Annotated in this window: 8 protein-coding genes and 1 tRNA gene; 3 read left to right on the forward strand and 6 right to left on the reverse strand. The window is 70.4% G+C overall.

Features of this window, described 5'->3' with window-relative positions; translation table 11 throughout:
* Positions 1–33: 33 nt before the first annotated feature.
* Positions 34–852 carry an SDR family NAD(P)-dependent oxidoreductase gene (locus ACZ43N_RS15305; protein WP_468098160.1) on the reverse strand — a complete coding sequence of 273 codons (819 nt, stop codon included), beginning with the start codon at positions 850–852 and terminating at the stop codon, positions 34–36.
* A 43-nt stretch (positions 853–895) separates the two neighbouring features.
* Positions 896–1,465, reverse strand: a complete 570-nt coding sequence (locus ACZ43N_RS15310; RefSeq protein ID WP_468097833.1) for a hypothetical protein — start codon at positions 1,463–1,465, stop codon at positions 896–898.
* 335 nt (positions 1,466–1,800) lie between these two features.
* On the opposite strand from ACZ43N_RS15310, the gene ACZ43N_RS15315 reads away from it, so the two are divergent.
* The 3 genes from ACZ43N_RS15315 to ACZ43N_RS15325 all read left to right on the forward strand — a co-directional run bounded on the left by ACZ43N_RS15315 (position 1,801) and on the right by ACZ43N_RS15325 (position 8,824).
* The gene (locus ACZ43N_RS15315; protein WP_468097835.1) at positions 1,801–3,402 is read left to right on the forward strand and encodes a trypsin-like serine peptidase; all 1,602 of its coding nucleotides are present in this window, start codon (positions 1,801–1,803) and stop codon (positions 3,400–3,402) included.
* Between the two features lie 1,215 nt (positions 3,403–4,617).
* A complete protein-coding gene (locus ACZ43N_RS15320; protein WP_468097836.1) occupies positions 4,618–6,168 on the forward strand; it encodes a sigma-70 family RNA polymerase sigma factor in 1,551 nt (516 codons plus the stop codon).
* Between the two features lie 547 nt (positions 6,169–6,715).
* Positions 6,716–8,824 carry a glycoside hydrolase gene (locus tag ACZ43N_RS15325; RefSeq protein WP_468097838.1) on the forward strand — a complete coding sequence of 703 codons (2,109 nt, stop codon included), beginning with the start codon at positions 6,716–6,718 and terminating at the stop codon, positions 8,822–8,824.
* Between the two features lie 451 nt (positions 8,825–9,275).
* Here the strand turns inward: ACZ43N_RS15325 and ACZ43N_RS15330 are convergent.
* The 4 genes from ACZ43N_RS15330 to tmk all read right to left on the reverse strand — a co-directional run bounded on the left by ACZ43N_RS15330 (position 9,276) and on the right by tmk (position 16,024).
* Positions 9,276–9,349, reverse strand: a tRNA-Thr gene (locus ACZ43N_RS15330).
* Positions 9,350–9,460: 111 nt separating this feature from the next.
* Positions 9,461–11,047, reverse strand: coding sequence for an alpha/beta hydrolase (locus ACZ43N_RS15335; protein WP_468097839.1), 1,587 nt, complete (start codon positions 11,045–11,047; stop codon positions 9,461–9,463).
* Positions 11,048–11,259: 212 nt separating this feature from the next.
* Positions 11,260–12,465, reverse strand: coding sequence for a DNA polymerase III subunit delta' (locus ACZ43N_RS15340; RefSeq protein WP_468097840.1), 1,206 nt, complete (start codon positions 12,463–12,465; stop codon positions 11,260–11,262).
* 238 nt (positions 12,466–12,703) lie between these two features.
* On the reverse strand, positions 12,704–16,024 hold the full coding sequence (gene tmk, locus ACZ43N_RS15345; RefSeq protein ID WP_468097841.1) for a dTMP kinase: 3,321 nt from the start codon (positions 16,022–16,024) through the stop codon (positions 12,704–12,706).
* Positions 16,025–16,157 lie beyond the last annotated feature (133 nt).

A 16,157-nucleotide genomic window follows, 5' to 3' on the forward strand; every position in this document is an offset into this window, starting at 1 on the left:
GGCCCAGCCACGAGGATCAACCCTCGTCAAGGATCAATCTTCGTTGTCACGCGGGATGATGCGGAAATCAAAGGATGCAGCCCCGGGGTCCAGCGCGGTCGCACCCCCGTCCACGGTCAGGACGGCGCCGTTGACGAAGGACGCAGCCGGCGACAGCAGCCAGGCAATGGCCTCGGCCACCTCGCGAGGCTCACCGGGGCGGCGGGCCGGCAGCAGCCGCGTGGCCTCCTCGTATGCTCCCTCGACCCCGGCGGAGGCCAGGCCGGCCTCCTCGGCGAACCGGGCCATGCGGCGGTCGGCCATCTCCGTGCGCACCCAACTGGGGCACACCGTGTTGGCCCGCAGCCCCTGAGGCCCGTAGTCCACCGACAGCGACCGGCACAACTGCAGGAGGGCCGCCTTGGACGTGGCATAGGCGGCATTGCGCACCCCGTTGCGCAGGGCAGCGACCGACGCGACCGCGACGACCGATCCTCGGGTCTTGAGCAAGTGGGGCAATGCCGCCCGCAGCAGAAGGAAGGGGCCGGTGAGATTGGTACGAAGTACCGTCTCCCAGTCCTCGTCGGACAGTTCCCCGACGCCCCCGCTGCGTGCCACTCCCGCGTTGAGGACAACGCCATCGAGTCGGCCGAACCGTCCGACGGCAGTTTCGACGAGGTGGAGGACGGCGTCCGGATCGCCCGTATCAGCGGGGCAGGCCAAGGCTCCGGTTTCCTCGGCGACGCGATGCAAAGGCTCCGGTCGTCGGCCGGAGACGACAACATCGTGCCCGGCGGCTCGAAGCAGCCGCGCGGTCGCCGCACCGATCCCCGTTCCTCCCCCGGTGACGACGACAACTCGCTGATCGGACATGGTTGTTCGGCCTCCTGTCACCGTCGCATCGAGCGACGTGATCCTACTCATCGACAGCCGCGCGGCGTCGGAGGCGCAGCAGTATCCCGCCCACGGCCAGCGTCCCCACGGCACCCGACGCGACACCGAGCGCCAAGCCGCCGCCGAAGCCCGGCCCGTCACCCGATGCCGGGGCCTCGTCCGGCGCCGAGACCTCAACCGCTCCTCGCAGGACGATCGAGGGGTAGTCGCACACGTAGTCGCGGTCTTCTTCCGTCACGCAGTCGGCGTCGTTGTGGCGCAGAGTGAACGTCACGGGATACGTGCCGGGTTTCAGGTTCTCCCTGATCCGGCCCGCACCCACCCAGGCGCGCTTGGTGTCGCCGAGGGTGGTGTCGTCGGTCAGCGCCGGGCTGGAGACCTCCACCGCCGTCGGGTGCGGATTGCCGGGACGCTCCTTGACTGTGATGTGCACTGCCGCGCCGGGTTCCGCCGGACCGCTGACGGAGACGTATCCCCGTCCGGGGAAGGGGAGCTGCTCGGCGTGAGCCGTCCCGGCGTGCCCGAGCAGCATCAGAGGCACAGCAAACGCGGCAAGTGCGCCGCGCACGGACGAGCGTGTGAAGTGGATCATATGCGCTTTCCCCCGCATGAAGTGGTCATACGATCATCATCGACCTAGACGCGCTCCCGCCGGGCGGCGTGACGCGCGTCTTGAATAATCAGGGGGAATTGACCATGAAATTACGGAGAGCGCTGAGCGCTGCGGCGGGGGCCGCGGCACTCGTTCTACTGCCCGCTTTTCCGGCGTACTCGGACCCGGGTGATCCGCCTTCCACGGGGAATGCCACCCCGAGCGCCCCGACACCACAGCCTTCCGTTCCACCCACGCCCGTCCCGGCGGACGGGGACGACGACGCGCGCGGGTTCACGCCGGCCGACGCCGACAGCTACTGGACTCCGGAGCGCATGCGGTCCGCGAAGCCCGTTCAGGAGCAGGAGGACAAGCAGTTCCCCGCTCCGACCAGAAGGCCCCAATCGGCCAGCAAGCCGTTCGAAGGGCTGCCCATCGTCGGCACCTTCTTCTGGAACGACGGCACCAGTACCGGCCGCTTCTGCGGTGGCACGGTCGTCAAGAGCCCCGGCAAGAACATCGTGATGAGCGCCGGTCACTGCTTCGACGACCAGGACGCACGCAAGAACCTCACGTTCGTCCCGCAGTACGACGACGGCAAGAAGCCCCACGGCGCCTTCACCGTCAAGCCCGGGCGTATCTACGTCGACAAGCGGTACCTGTCCAAGGGCCCGGACGCCGCGGCCGACCTTGACTTCAACTTCCTGCAGATCGAACCGCGCGGCGGCAAGAACGTCGAGGAAGTCGTCGGTGGGGCCGAGCTGATGATCAATGCCGGGTACGCACACGACCCGGTCCGCCTGATCGGCTACCCGGCCAATCAGAAGCGCCCGCTGGACTGCACGGACAAGACGGTCCGCTACAACAGCACCGACCCGAAGATCCCGGGCAGTTTCCTGCGCATCGCGTGCGACAAGTACTCCGGTGGCGCGTCCGGCGGCCCCTTCCTCATCAAGCGGGGCAGTGGCTGGGGCCTCATCGGCGTCATCGGCGGCTGGAAGACCGGGGGCGACAAGGACGACATCTCCTACAGCTCCTACCTGGACGCTGACGCCAAGGCGCTGTACGACGACGCGGTGAACAACCGTCAGCCGGCCGGCCGTGGCGTTCTGGGCAAGGCCGAGACCTGGCAGCACGCCGAGGTCATCGTCGGGGGCTACTTCACCGAGGGCAATCCCGGAACGTGGGACTACTCCGACCTGATCGTGCGCTGGTCCGACGGCGAAGTAACCCTGTACCGCGGCGCCGGTGAGGATGCCGACAACTTCGACAAGGAGTTCCGTCTCATCGGGCCCAACGGCACCTGGAAGCACGCCGAGACCATCGCGGCGGGCGACTTCACGGGGGCCGACCGGGACGACCTCATCGTCCGCTGGACGGACGGGGAGCTGACGCTCTATCCCGATGTCGACGAGAAGGGCTTTCACGGCGAGATCCAGCTGCAGAAGCCCAACGACCTGTGGAAGCACGCCATCTCCATCACCGGTGGCCGCTATACGAGCAGCAACAAGTGGACCGACGACCTCCTGGTCCGCTGGAGCGACGGTGAAGTCACCCTGTACACCGACGTCGACCGCGACGGCTTCCATGGCGAGAAGAAACTCGCCGCGCCCAACGGCACCTGGAAGCACGCCTCGTCGATCACATCGGGCGACTTCACCGGCAATGACCAGCACGACCTCATGGTGCGCTGGACGGACGGCGAACTGACCCTCTACAAGGACCTGGACCAGAACGGCTTCCACGGCGAGATCCAGGTCAAGAAACCCAACCGGCTCTGGACCCACGCCACGCTCCTGGGCGCCGGCGACTACACGGAGAACCGTCATCCCGACGACTTCCTGGTGCGGTGGTCCGACGGTGAGGTCTCCATGTACCCGGACGCCGACGAGACCGGTCTGAACCGCGAGATCACGCTGGTGTACCCGCCTGCGTAGGTCTTCCTCCTGACCGCAGAAAGGGGTCTCTTCTCCCCCCAGGGGCGGGGGAAGAGACCCTTCTGCCACAGGATCGCTCTCGTCAGGTCCGGGACGGTTCTCCTTGTTGAAGAGCCACACATGGAAGAGCTTCGTCAGTCTCTTCCCGCACTTGCCCGCACACAGGGCGATGCGGCGACAGCACCGGCACGGCAACGCCGCCGAAAACGGAATGGAGCCGCCTTCGGGATTCGAACCCGGGACCTAGGCATTACGAGACCGTGAGCGATCGTGTCGCGTGGTGCCTGATCATGCTGCTGAGTGCCGTTGAGCCTGATCAGAGCATGTGCGACTGACCGGTCTGCGCTACCTCGTACGACGTCGTCCAAAGGCGTCCGGCCACCGGCTGGCCACCGGCTGGCCACCGGGAAGGGCACCACGGGTGGCAAGGAGCCGGGGCACCTGGGTTGTCGGCCTCCCACAGACCCTCCTGTCGGCGTCGCCGAGACAGCATCATCGTCGCGCGAGGGCAGCGATAGCCGCAAGGAAAACCTCCGCTTCAAGCAGAGCGCCGGTGTCATCCGGTCTCCTCACTCCATTCCAGGAACCTGTCTCCCTCCCCCACGCACGTCATGGGGTCGAGTTCGAACGGTTCGCGTGCGCGGCTGATCCCCGGTCCGGAGATGTTCACGGTGATACATCGGAACTCGGAAGGGAAGGAACCGGCTGCCGCGTGCGCTCGCAGTCCCTCCCGGGCGAAAGCTGCCAGCCACGGGGCGAGGTGGCCCTCCAGGCCCGCTTCCGGATCGGGGAGGGTAGGGGCGAGGGCGGCCGGCAACTCGGCCGGTCGAACCTACGCGCCATGTCCGACGGCCGCCGGGCGGGCTGGGCGGCGGCAGTTCCCCGGGCGCCGGGGGCTTCCCCGTCATGGCCCGGTGCACCGCTGCCGCCGTGTCCGTACCCACTGCTTGACGCCCGTGGCCCTTGATCTCGGCGGTGACCATGTCCGCAGTCGTCCTGCCGGTCTCGGCGTCCGTGGCCACGACCTCGTCGGCACCGGTCCGACCGGTGGACTCCAGGCGGTCGACGCCTCCGGTGAGCGGGTCTTCGGCGGTCAGGCACCCAAGTCGGCGCAGGCCGGTCCAGTGACCGAGGACACAGGCTCTGGCCGCATACGTTTTGCCGCCGCTAGGGTGCGCCGTACTCGGCGGGTCGCTCCCCCTGAGGGAGGTGGGAATGAGGCTCATGGATGCGGACCACGCTGGGCTGGTCGTCGCGGCGCAGGCCGGTGACGATCAGGCGCGCGAGGAGCTGATCGCCTCGTACCTGCCGTTGCTCTACAACATCGTCGGGCGAGCGTTGAGTGGACATGCCGACGTCGACGACGTCGTCCAGGAAACGCTGCTGCGCGTGGTGCGCGACCTGCCTGCCCTGCGTGCCCCGGAGAGCTTCCGGTCCTGGCTGGTGTCGATCACGCTCCGCCAGATCAATACCCACTGGCAACGGCAACGCACCTTCGCCGACCGCACCACGGTCCTCGACGAGGCACACCGGATACCGGACGCCGCCGCACACGAGGACATGACGATCCTGCGTCTGCACGTCTCGGACGAGCGCCGTCAGGTCGCCGAAGCCGGCCGGTGGCTCGACCCCGACCATCGGGTGCTGCTGTCGCTGTGGTGGCAGGAATGCGCCGGCTCGCTGAGCCGTGACGACATCGCCGCCGCAACGGGGCTCACGGTCGCCCACGTCGGAGTGCGCCTGCAACGCATGCGCGAGCAGTTGGAACTGAGCCGGACGATCGTCGCCGCACTGGAGGCCGACCCGCGCTGTCCGCAGTTGGACGAGACCGTCGTCGGCTGGGACGGCCTCCGTACATCGGTGTGGCGCAAGCGGATCGCGCGGCACACCCGCGACTGCCCGGACTGCACGGCGATGACGACAGAACGGGTTCCGGCCGAACGACTGCTCCTCAGCCTCGCGCCGCTGACCGTCCCGGCCGGGCTCATCGCCGCACTGGCCGCCAAGGGCCTGCTGTCGGGTACGGCCGCGAGCGCGAGCGCCGCCGGACTGGCCGCGGCACCCGTCGCCGTCGTCAAGGCGACGGGTGCCGGCAGTCTGCACAGCTCGCTGATCGGCAAACTCTCCGTGCTGACCGCTCACCCGCTGGTGGGGCTCGCCACGGGCGCGGTGGTCATCGCCGGGACCGCCACCTACACGGCCTGGCCCGAGCCGGCACATCGGACGCCCGGCGCCGTCGCCGCTCCCACGGTCGGCGAACCCACGCCGACCCCGCCGCGCACCACGTCGGCCGGACCGTCACCGGTGAGTCCGTCCGCCGTCGCGGGCGCTGTTCCGCTGGGCGCACAGTCACTGCAGTCCGTGGACGAGCCCGCCCTGTACGTCACGTATGCCGGCGACTTCGCGACGCTCGGCCGGGTCTCCGCGTCCCAGAACACGCACGCCCGCGAGCGGGCCACCTTCATGGTCGTCCGGGGGCTGGCCGAGAAACGGTGCGTCACCTTCCGTGCCGCCGACGGCCGCTATCTGCGCCATCGTGACCTGCGGCTGCAGCTGAGTCCCAACGACGGCAGCGAACTGTTCCGGGAAGACGCCACGTTCTGTCCGAGCCCGGGGGTGGTCGCCGGGTCCGTGACCCTGCATGCGCACAACTATCCCGGATCGGTCATCCGCCACCGCGACGGCGGCATCTGGCTGGATGGCTTCGACGGTACGAAAGCCTTCGCCGGCCAGGCGTCCTTCATCGTGCGCAGGGCCCGGGCTTGAGAACCGCTCCTTGAACGTCGCGGACCGGTCGCGCAGTGACAGCTGACGGTCCTGCGCCACGCCGTTCTCAACCCGGCAGTGAGCCGAGCGCGGCGCCGAATCCAGCTTCGATCCGCATTCATCTACGTCTGCCTCGCCGAGGACGGCCTGACGGCTGGCATGCCCTTTCTCCCGTGGACGACCAGACTGCGGGGCTCGGCGTAACGCTTTCTGCCTGCGAGATGCATCACTGAGCAATCGTCCGGACGGCGCGACTTTTTTTGTTACGAGGCCGCGCGTTCAGATGCCTCCACTTCATGGGACGCCCTTCCCGCCGCTCACCATGGCGTGCCGGCGCGGCAGGCCCCCACTTTCCCCGTTGACGTATCCCCGATCCCCCGAAGAAAGCCGCTCCAATGACGCGACACACCTACGAAACCCGGGCGACCGGTACGCAGGAACGCCCCCACGTCCTGCACGGCACCCAATCCGGGACGGATCAGGCCGTACCGGCCGATGCGCGCACGATCACGGCACCCAGGGTGACCTGCGACCATCGAGGAGAATCATGAAGGGCCTGCACCGGCTCGGCCGGCGTCGCCGGGCAATGGCGATAGGACTGTCGGCCGCGACGGCGGTGGCCGGTGCCGTGACGCTCCTGCCCAGTTCCGCCGGAGCCGCCACCCTGGGCACGCAGGCGGTCCCCTCGGGCCGGTACTTCGGCACCGCCGTGGCAGCCGGAAGGCTCGGTGACTCGGCGTACTCCACGATCTTGGACCGGGAATTCAACATGATCACCCCGGAGAACGAGATGAAGTGGGACACCACGGAACCCTCCCGGGGATCGTTCAACTTCGGTCCGGCCGACCAGATCGTCAGCCACGCGACCTCCCACGGGCAGCAGCTGCGCGGGCACACTCTGGTGTGGCACTCCCAGTTGCCCACCTGGGTCGGCGGCATCACCGACGCTGCCACGCTGCGCAGCGTGATGAACAACCACATCACCACCACGATGGCCCACTTCAAGGGCAAGATCCACTCCTGGGACGTGGTCAACGAGGCGTTCGCCGACGGATCCACCCAGCACCGCAGCTCGGTGTTCCAGAAGGTGCTGGGCGACGGGTTCATCGAGGAGGCGTTCCGCACCGCCCGGGCGGCCGACCCGGCGGCCAAGCTGTGCTACAACGACTACAACATCGAGAACTGGACCGACGCCAAGACTCAGGGCGTGTACGCGATGGTCCGCGACTTCAAGTCCCGTGGCGTACCCATCGACTGTGTCGGGCTCCAGAGCCACTTCGGCACGAGCGGGCCGCCGGCCGGCTTCGGCACCACGCTGGCGAACTTCGCGGCGCTGGGCGTGGACGTGCAGATCACCGAGCTGGACATCGCCACCGCCCCGCCGACCGCGTACGCCGACACCGTCAAGGCATGCCTGAACGTGTCGCGGTGCACCGGCATCACCGTGTGGGGCATCCGCGACAGCGACTCGTGGCGGAGCGCGGAGACCCCGCTGCTGTTCGACAACGGCGGCAACCCGAAGCCGGCCTACGACGCCGTGATCAGCGCCCTGGGCGCCGGCACAGGCTCGTCCGCCGGCCCGTCCGCAGGCCCGTCCACCAGCTCACCGTCGACTGATCAACCGCGCACGAAGACCCGCCGACTCCGCCCAACGGCCGACGGGACCACCACGTCCCCCTCCCCGTCCGCCACCGGCTCCCTGCCGTCGACGTTCCAATGGAGTTCCAGTGGGGCACTGATCGCACCGAAGTCGGATGCGAGCCACAACATCGCCGGGATCAAGGACCCGTCGGTGGTGTACTACGGCGGCAAGTACCACGTGTTCGCCAGCGTGGCCGACTCGTCCGGGTACAGCATGGTGTACCTGAGCTTCACCGACTGGTCGCAGGCGGGTTCAGCCACCCAGCACTACCTGGACCAATCGCCGATCGGCAAGGGGTACCGGGCCGCGCCGCAGGTGTTCTACTTCGCACCACAGAAGCTGTGGTACCTGGTGTACCAGACCGGCGACAACGCGTCCTACTCGACCAATGCGGATATCAGCGACCCGAACGGGTGGAGCGCCCCGAAGGGCTTCTACTCCTCCATGCCGACGATCATTTCGCAGAACATCGGCAACGGGTACTGGGTGGACATGTGGGTGATCTGCGATGCGGCGAACTGCTACCTGTTCTCCTCCGACGACAACGGACACCTGTACCGGTCGCAGACCACGCTGTCGCAGTTCCCGGGCGGGATGACCAACACCGTCATCGCCGCGCAGGACGCCAACCGCAACAACCTCTTCGAGGCCGGCAACATCTACAAGGTCCAGGGCAAGAACCAGTACCTGCTGCTCGTGGAGGCGATCGGATCGGACGGCCGACGCTACTTCCGATCCTGGACGTCGGGCAGCCTCGACGGCTCATGGACCGCGCTGGCGGCCAGTGAGAGCAACCCGTTCGCCGGGGCCGGCAACGTCACCTTCCCCGCGGGCGCGTGGACCAAGGACATCAGCCACGGGGAGATGATCCGCGCCGGGTACGACGAGACCCTGACCATCAGCCCCTGCGGGATGAAGTACCTCTACCAAGGCAGAGACCCCGACTCCAGCACCGACTACAACAGCCTGCCCTGGCGACTCGGGCTGTTGACTCAGTCGAACTCCGCCTGCTGATACTCCGGTCCGGCTTCGCGATCCTGCGCCGGGCGGGCAGGAACGGAGCGGCCACCGCTTGATCGACGGGGGTTGTGCGGACTCCCGAAGATCGTGCGGTGGCTGCGGGCCGTAGCGCGGACCCCGTCCGTTGGCGGTCGATGTTCATGACGACGGGCGTCCGCCCCGGCCGTCAGCCGCGCGGCGTCCCCCCGCACCACGCGTGCGGCAACCGGCCCGGGGCGGCGCCGAGCATGCCGTCAGCCATGGCCCGCCGGGACAGGCCCTGGCCGACGGAACGAGTCGCATGCCCCGCCCACGGAGCGAACGCCGGCTCAGAGGGGGACTTCCGTTGCTCGCCCTGCTCGATCAGCCATCTCGCAGCGGATCATGAGTAATCGACCGATGGACGACCCGACTGACCAGCACGAAAAAACCGCAGGTCATGGACTTGACCTGCGGTTTCCCTCGGAGCCGCCTTCGGGATTCGAACCCGAGACCTACGCATTACGAGTGCGTTGCTCTGGCCATCTGAGCTAAGGCGGCGCGCCGTCCGCACCATGGTGCGATCAGCAACGTCGGTAAGTCTACACAGTTTCCGGAGTGCTCCGAACCAGGGTCCGGAGCACCCTCGCAGCCCGGCGACGCGGGGCCGGGTCAGGACGGTGAGCAGCGCGTTCCGTCGGCGGGAGGCGTGCCGCGCAGCAGGTACGCGTTGATCGCGGAGTCGACGCAGCCGCTGCCCCGCCCGTACGCGGTGTGCCCGTCGCCGTCGTAGGTGAGGAGGCGGGCGGAGGAGAGCTGGGAGGCGAGGGCCTGGGCCCAGGGGTAGGGCGTGGCGGGGTCACGGGTGGTGCCGACCACCACGATCGGGGCGGCGCCCTTCGCCTCGATACGGTGCGGTCCGCCCGTCGGCTTCACCGGCCAGTACGCACAGTTCAGGGAGGCCCAGGCGAGGGCCCTGCCGAAGACGGGGGACGCCTTCTCGAAGGCGGGCAGCGCGCGCTCCACCTCCTCCGGCGTGGAGTAGGCCGCGGGCAGGTCGAGGCAGTTCACGGCCGCGTTGGCGTACATCAGGTTGGAGTAGCGGCCGTCGGCCTCCCGCTCGAAGTAGCCGTCCGAGAGGGCCAGCAGTCCGGCGCCGTTCTCGTCCCGGAGGGCCTGCGTGAGGGCTTCGCGGAGCCGCGGCCACGTGCCATCGTCGTACATCGCCGCGATCGCCCCCGTTGTGGCGAGGGATTCGCCCAGTTTCCGGCCGCCCTCCCCACCGGTGGGGAGGGGCCGCGCGTCCAAGCGCTTGAAGAGGGCGCTCAGGTTCTGGCCGACCTGTGCCGGCGTGCGTCCCAGCGGACAGTCCTGCTGGCGTGCGCAGTCCTCGGCGAAGGCCCGGAACGCCGTTTCGAAGCCCGCCGTCTGCTCCTGGTTCAGCCGGTCCGCGCTCAGCGACGGGTCCAGCGCCCCGTCCAGCACCAGCCGTCCGACCCGCCCGGGGAACAGCCCGGCGTACGTCGCGCCGAGGAACGTCCCGTACGAGGCGCCGACGTACGTCAGCTTCTGGTCCCCCAGTACGGCCCGCAGGACATCCATGTCGCGGGCCGCCTCGACCGTGGACACATGCCGCAGCAGCTGCGGCGCCCGCGCCCCGCATCCCTCCGCGAACCGTTTGTACGCGGCGACCAGCGCGCCCTTCTCCGCCCGGTCGTCCGGCGTGAGGTCCGTCTGCGTGTACGCGTCCATCTCCCGGCCGGTGAGGCACTCGACCGCCTCGCTGCCGGCCACGCCCCGCGGGTCGACGGCGACCAGGTCGTACCGGGCGCGGATCTGCGCCGGGTAGGCGACGCCCGCGTATCCCTGGAGGTAGCCGACGGCCGAGCCGCCCGGGCCGCCCGGGTTGACCAGCAGCGAACCGAGCCGCTCCCCCGGGCCGGTGGCCTTCTTGCGCGAGACCGCCAGCCTGATGTCACCCTCGCCCGGCTTCTCGTAGTCCAGGGGCGCCTTCATCGTGGCGCACTGGTAGCCGGGCAGGTCGCAACTGCGCCAGCGCAGCTTCTGCTCGTAGTACGGCGCGAGTGCCGAGGGCGTCGTGCGCGGCAGCGGGCCGACCGCCGGCGCCCCGTCGCCCACCGCGGCCGCTCGGCTCGCACCACCGGAGGAACAGGCCGACACGAGCAGCGCGGCGGCCGCGAGGAACGCGCCGCCGGCACGCAGGGACCGATTCGGCCGGGAAGTACGCCTGGTTCGCATCTCGCGAGCGTAACCACAGGCGACCGGATGGTCACGTACGGCGACGCATGCTCCTCATACGAGTGACCCGGTCAACCGAACGCCCGTCGGCACTCGCCCGAACGCCCGCAGGCGTCAGCCCCGACGCCCGCACTCGTCGGCACACCCATCGCCGTCAGCCCTTATGCCTGCACGCGCCCGAACGCCCGCAGGCGTGTGACCGCCGCTCCCCGTCACCCGGCCCGCAGAGCCATGGTCATGGCCTCCACCGCCAGCAGGGGGGCCACATTCCGGTCCAGTGCCTCCCGGCAGGCCGCGATCGCGTCGATACGCCGCAGGGTCGCCTCCGGCGGCCCGCTCCGGGCCATCCGCTCCAGAACGTCCTGGACCTCGACGTTGGCGAGCGCGACCCGCGACCCCAGCTGGAGGGCCAGGACGTCCCGGTAGAAGCCGGTGAGCTCGGTCAGCGCCAGATCCAGGCTGTCCCGCTGGGCCCTGGTACGGCGCCGCTTCTGCTTGTCCTCCAGTTCCTTCATCACCCCGGCCGTACCGCGCGGCATACGCCCGCCCTGCACCGCCCCGAGCGCCGCCTTCAGCTCCTCGGTCTCCTTGGTGTCGACCTCTTCCGCCAGTTGCCTGGACTCCTCGGAGGCAGCGTCCACCAGCTCCTGCGCGGCCTTGAAGCATCCGCCGATGTCCTCGATCCGCAACGGCAGCTTCAGTACGGCGGCCCGCCGCTCCCGCGCCCGCGGATCGGTGGCCAGCCGCCGCGCCCGCTCGATGTGCCCCTGGGTGGCCCGGGCCGCGACCGCGGCCGCCTCCGGCTCGATGCCCTCACGCCGTACGAGCATGTCCGCCACGGCGTCCACCGACGGCGTGAGCAGTCCGACGTGCCGGCATCGCGAGCGGATGGTCGGCAGCACGTCCTCGAGCGACGGGGCGCACAACAGCCAGACCGTCCGCGGTGCGGGCTCCTCCACGGCTTTCAGCACCGCGTTCGCCGACTTCTCGTTCAGCCGCTCGGCGTCCTCGACGAGGATGACCTGCCACCGGCCGTTCGCCGGCGACGTGAACGACTTGCGCACCGTGTCCCGCATGTCCTCGGCGAGGATCTGCGTACCCACGGCCGCCACGGTCGTCACGTCGGCGTGGGTCCCCACCAGCGCGGTATGACACCCGTCACAGAACCCGCACCCCGGGCTGCCGCCGAGCGCCCGGTCCGGGCTCACACACTGCAACGCCGCCGCGAAGGCCCGCGCCGCCGTGTTCCGCCCCGCTCCGGGCGGCCCCGTGAACAGCCACGCATGCGTCATCTTCGAGGCCTCGGGCAGCGGCCCTCCGGTCTCGGCGGCCGTGACGATGGCATCCGCGTCCCTGGCGGCCGCGTCCAGCTGCCCACTCAGCCGCTCCTGCCCCACCAGGTCGTCCCACACGGTCATGCCCCCACCACCCTCCGTCCCACGAACCCTCTCCGCCCCATTCTGCGCGACCCCACTGACAGCGCCGAAACGGCAGAGTTACGGCATGCCCGGGTGGGGTAAGCCGTGCCCCCATCCGCACGGAAGGAGCCATCCCCTCCGCAGGAACGGGCCGTGCCGGTGCGTCGAGCCACCGCCGTCCGCGGCGCGGAGAACGTCAGGAAAGACCCATCCATCCCGTCCTTCCCGGCGGACCGGCTCAGCCCCGCCGGCGCCCCCATCCACGGCCACGCCCCTCGTCCGGATCGTCCGAAGCGTGCGGTCCCAGCAGTTCGTCGGCCAGGGTCGGCAGATCGTCCAGCGGCGTCTCCTCGGCCCAGTCCGACCGCTGCCGACGCCGAGGAGTGCCCTCCTCGTCGACCTGTGGGAGCTCCCGTGTGCGGTCCTCGGTCCCGTCGGGCGAGGGCCGCTCGTCCCGGAAGAACCCCGGCGGCACCCGATCCTCCCGGACCGGCGGCAGCACAGCGGTCTCGTCCTCAGCGCGCGCCTCCGCCCCGGACTCAGGTCCCTCCGGCGCCGGAGGCCAGGGCAGCTTCGCCGTGGTCTCCGAGTCAGCCGCTCCCTCCGGCCGAACCGGCGGCAGCACAGCCGTCTCGTCCCAGGGCCCCCCGGAAGCGTTCGTAGGCGTCACCACGGGCGTAGGCACGGTGGCGTCAGCCGGACCGGCCGCAGCGGCTCCACGACCCGCACCAGCCCGGCCGCCCGAATCACCAGCCCCACTGTCCGACGCGGTCCCGCCGCCGGACGCACCCCCACGGTCCGAGCGATCCGCGACAGCAGCCCCCTCCGAGGCCTCCCGCTCCGCCTCGGCCGCCTGAGCGGCCGCCGCCGCCCGCGCCGCCGCCGCGGCCCGCTCCGTCTCAGCGGCCGCCGCAGCCGCCCGCGCGGCTTCGGCAACCCGTTCGGCCTCTGCGGCAGCGGCCCGCTCCGCGGCAACCCGCCGCGCCTCCTCGGCGCGCAGCAACGCCTCCTCGGCCTTGCGCTGCTTCTCCAGCCGGCGCGCCTCCGCCTCCGCCCGCAGCCGCTGCTCCTCCGCGGCCTGCTGACGCCGACGTTCCTCCTCGATCCGGCGCCGCTCTTCCTCCTCGGCCCGGGCCTTCTCCTCCGCGAGGAGCCGCGCCTGCTCCTCCTCGGCTCGGCGACGCGCTTCCTCGGCCCGTCGCCGGGCCTCCTCCGCCTGCCGTTCGGCCTCGCGCCGCTGCGCCTCCTCCAGCTCGCGCCGCTTGCGCTCCTCCTCCTCGGCGCGCAGCCGTGCGAGCTCCTCCTGACGCTCCCGCTCCAGCCGCTCTTCCTCGGCCTTGCGCGCGGCCTCTTCCTCGGCCCTCTTGCGGGCCTCCTCCTCGGCCTTGCGCCGCGCCTCCTCCTGCGCCTTCACCTCGGCCTCGGACAGCGGGAGCATCACATCGAGGCGGTGCCGGATGACGGTGGTGACGGCCTCCGCGTCCTGCGCGCCGTCGACGACCAGATAGCGCCCGGCGTCGGCGGCGGCCAGCGTCAGGAATCCGGCCCGTACGCGCTCGTGGAACTCGGCAGGCTCGGACTCCAGCCGGTCCGGCGCCTCGGTGAACCGCTCCCTCGCCGCCTCGGGCGAGACATCCAGCAGCACCGTCAGATGAGGCACGAGCCCGTTCGTGGCCCAGCGTGAGATGCGAGCGATCTCGGTCGGCGAGAGATCCCGCCCGGCTCCCTGATACGCCACGGAGGAATCGATGTACCGGTCCGAGATGACGACGGCACCCCGCTCCAGTGCCGGCCGCACCACCGTGTCCACGTGTTCCGCGCGGTCCGCCGCGTAGAGCAGCGCCTCGGCCCGGTGCGACAGCCCGGCGCTCGACACGTCCAGCAGGATCGACCGCAGCCGCTTCCCCACGGGGGTGGCGCCGGGCTCCCTGGTCACGACGACCTCGTGCCCCTTGGCCCGGATCCACTCGGCGAGCGCCTCGACCTGGGTGGACTTGCCGGCGCCGTCACCGCCCTCCAGGGCGATGAAGAAACCGGACTCGGCGGGCGCCTGGTCGGGGTCGTCCCCGCCGAGCAGGGCGTCCCGCAGGTCGTGCCGCAGCGGCACCCCGGACCGGTCGTCGACCTTGGCCAGCACGAGCGCGGCGACCGGCAGCAGCAGCGCTCCGACCAGCATCAGAGTGAACGCCGCGCCGCCGTGCGCGAACACGAACTTGCCGTTCTCCAGCCGGTGCGGTCCGATGGCGGCGGCGATCAGCGGCGCGACGATCGCGGCCAGCGCCACGAAGACCCGTACGACGGCGTGGAGGTGCTCGGTGGTCCGGGCCCGCCGGAACTCCTCGGCTTCCTGGTCGAGCAACGTGTGCCCGGTGTTCGCGGCGATGCCCGCGGCGACACCCGCCAGCACGAAGATCAGTACGACGCTCGTCACATCCGGCACGAGCCCGGCGGCGAGCAGCGCGACACCGGTGAAGGCGATGGCCAGGGCGAGCAGCCGACGGCGCGACAGCGACGGCAGCAGGGACGGAGCCCGGCGGATCCCGAGGCCGACCCCGCCGGTGAGCCCGACGACCAGCAGCCCGTACAGCACCGGCCCGCCGCCCAGGTCCTTGGCGTGCAGCACGGCGACGGCGACAGCGGCGGCGACCGCACCGGCGACGGCCGCGCACGCGGGCACCAGGATCGGGATCGCACCCGTACGGCCCTTGTCGACACCCGTGCCGGTCCTGGGCCGGCGCAGCCCCTCCAGCGGGGAGCGCGCGCGGGGGGTGCGTGTCTTGGGCAGTTCGAGGAAGGTCACCACCGACAGTGACGCGGCGAAGAGCCCGGCGGCGACGTACGAGGCGAGCGCCGCCTGGTGCTGGTCGAACCAGTCGAGGCCGGCGCCCAGCAGGTTGTTGAGCAGTGCCACGACGACGAGCGTGGCCGCCGCGAGGGGCACCGCCACGAATCCGGTACGCAGGGACAGGCGCCGCAGCGCGTCCATGTGGTCCGGCAGCGGGCGTACGGTCGCACCCTCCAGCGGTGGCGCGGGCAGCAGCGCGGGCGCCGCGCTCTCCCGGCAGACCGTCCAGAACCGCTCGGCGACGCCGACCACGAAGACGGTCACCAGCAGCACCGCGAGCGCGTTGTCCGGCGTCCAGTCGATCCACAGGGGCGCCACGATCAGCAGCAGGACGCGCAGTCCGTCCGCGCCGACCATGGTCCACCGTCGGTCGAGCGGGCCGTCCTGCGAGGTCAGTGAGGTGAGCGGCCCGAGGAGTACGGCGCCGAAGAGCAGTGTCGCGAGGACGCGCGTGCCGAAGACGACCGCGACGGTCAGCGCGACACCCCGGTACCCGCCCCCGAAGGCCCCCTCGGCGATCGCCGTCTGGAAGGCCAGGAGGACGAGCACGAACAGGGCGAGGACATCGCCCACGCCGCCCACGAGCTGTGCGCTCCACAACCGTTTGAGTTGAGGTCGGCGCAAGAGCGCCCGTACCGCGCGCTCCCTGGAGTCGGCTGCCAGGGCGTCGTCGGGGGCCGGAGTCAGGGCAGTCGGCTGCTCGCCTCGCATCATGCTTTCAGCCTATCGGCACCCACCGACACCCCGGGCCTACGCCCGAACGCACGCACACGTCGCCACCAAGTCGTGTAAAAAGCGCAGGTTCAGAAAAGCCAAGGTGAAGATTCCAGCCAAGCTGATCGCCAGC

The sequence above is a fragment of the Streptomyces sp. NPDC030814 genome (assembly GCF_055572155.1).

What these genes read in the sequence shown, in the direction of transcription:
- ACZ43N_RS15335 (WP_468097839.1), bottom strand. Translation starts at nt 11,047, where the DNA reads ATGCGAACCAGGCGTACTTCCCGGCCGAATCGGTCCCTGCGTGCCGGC.
- ACZ43N_RS15325 (WP_468097838.1), top strand. Translation starts at nt 6,716, where the DNA reads ATGAAGGGCCTGCACCGGCTCGGCCGGCGTCGCCGGGCAATGGCGATA.
- tmk (WP_468097841.1), bottom strand. Translation starts at nt 16,024, where the DNA reads ATGATGCGAGGCGAGCAGCCGACTGCCCTGACTCCGGCCCCCGACGAC.
- ACZ43N_RS15305 (WP_468098160.1), bottom strand. Translation starts at nt 852, where the DNA reads ATGTCCGATCAGCGAGTTGTCGTCGTCACCGGGGGAGGAACGGGGATC.
- ACZ43N_RS15315 (WP_468097835.1), top strand. Translation starts at nt 1,801, where the DNA reads ATGCGGTCCGCGAAGCCCGTTCAGGAGCAGGAGGACAAGCAGTTCCCC.
- ACZ43N_RS15310 (WP_468097833.1), bottom strand. Translation starts at nt 1,465, where the DNA reads ATGATCCACTTCACACGCTCGTCCGTGCGCGGCGCACTTGCCGCGTTT.
- ACZ43N_RS15340 (WP_468097840.1), bottom strand. Translation starts at nt 12,465, where the DNA reads ATGACCGTGTGGGACGACCTGGTGGGGCAGGAGCGGCTGAGTGGGCAG.
- ACZ43N_RS15320 (WP_468097836.1), top strand. Translation starts at nt 4,618, where the DNA reads ATGAGGCTCATGGATGCGGACCACGCTGGGCTGGTCGTCGCGGCGCAG.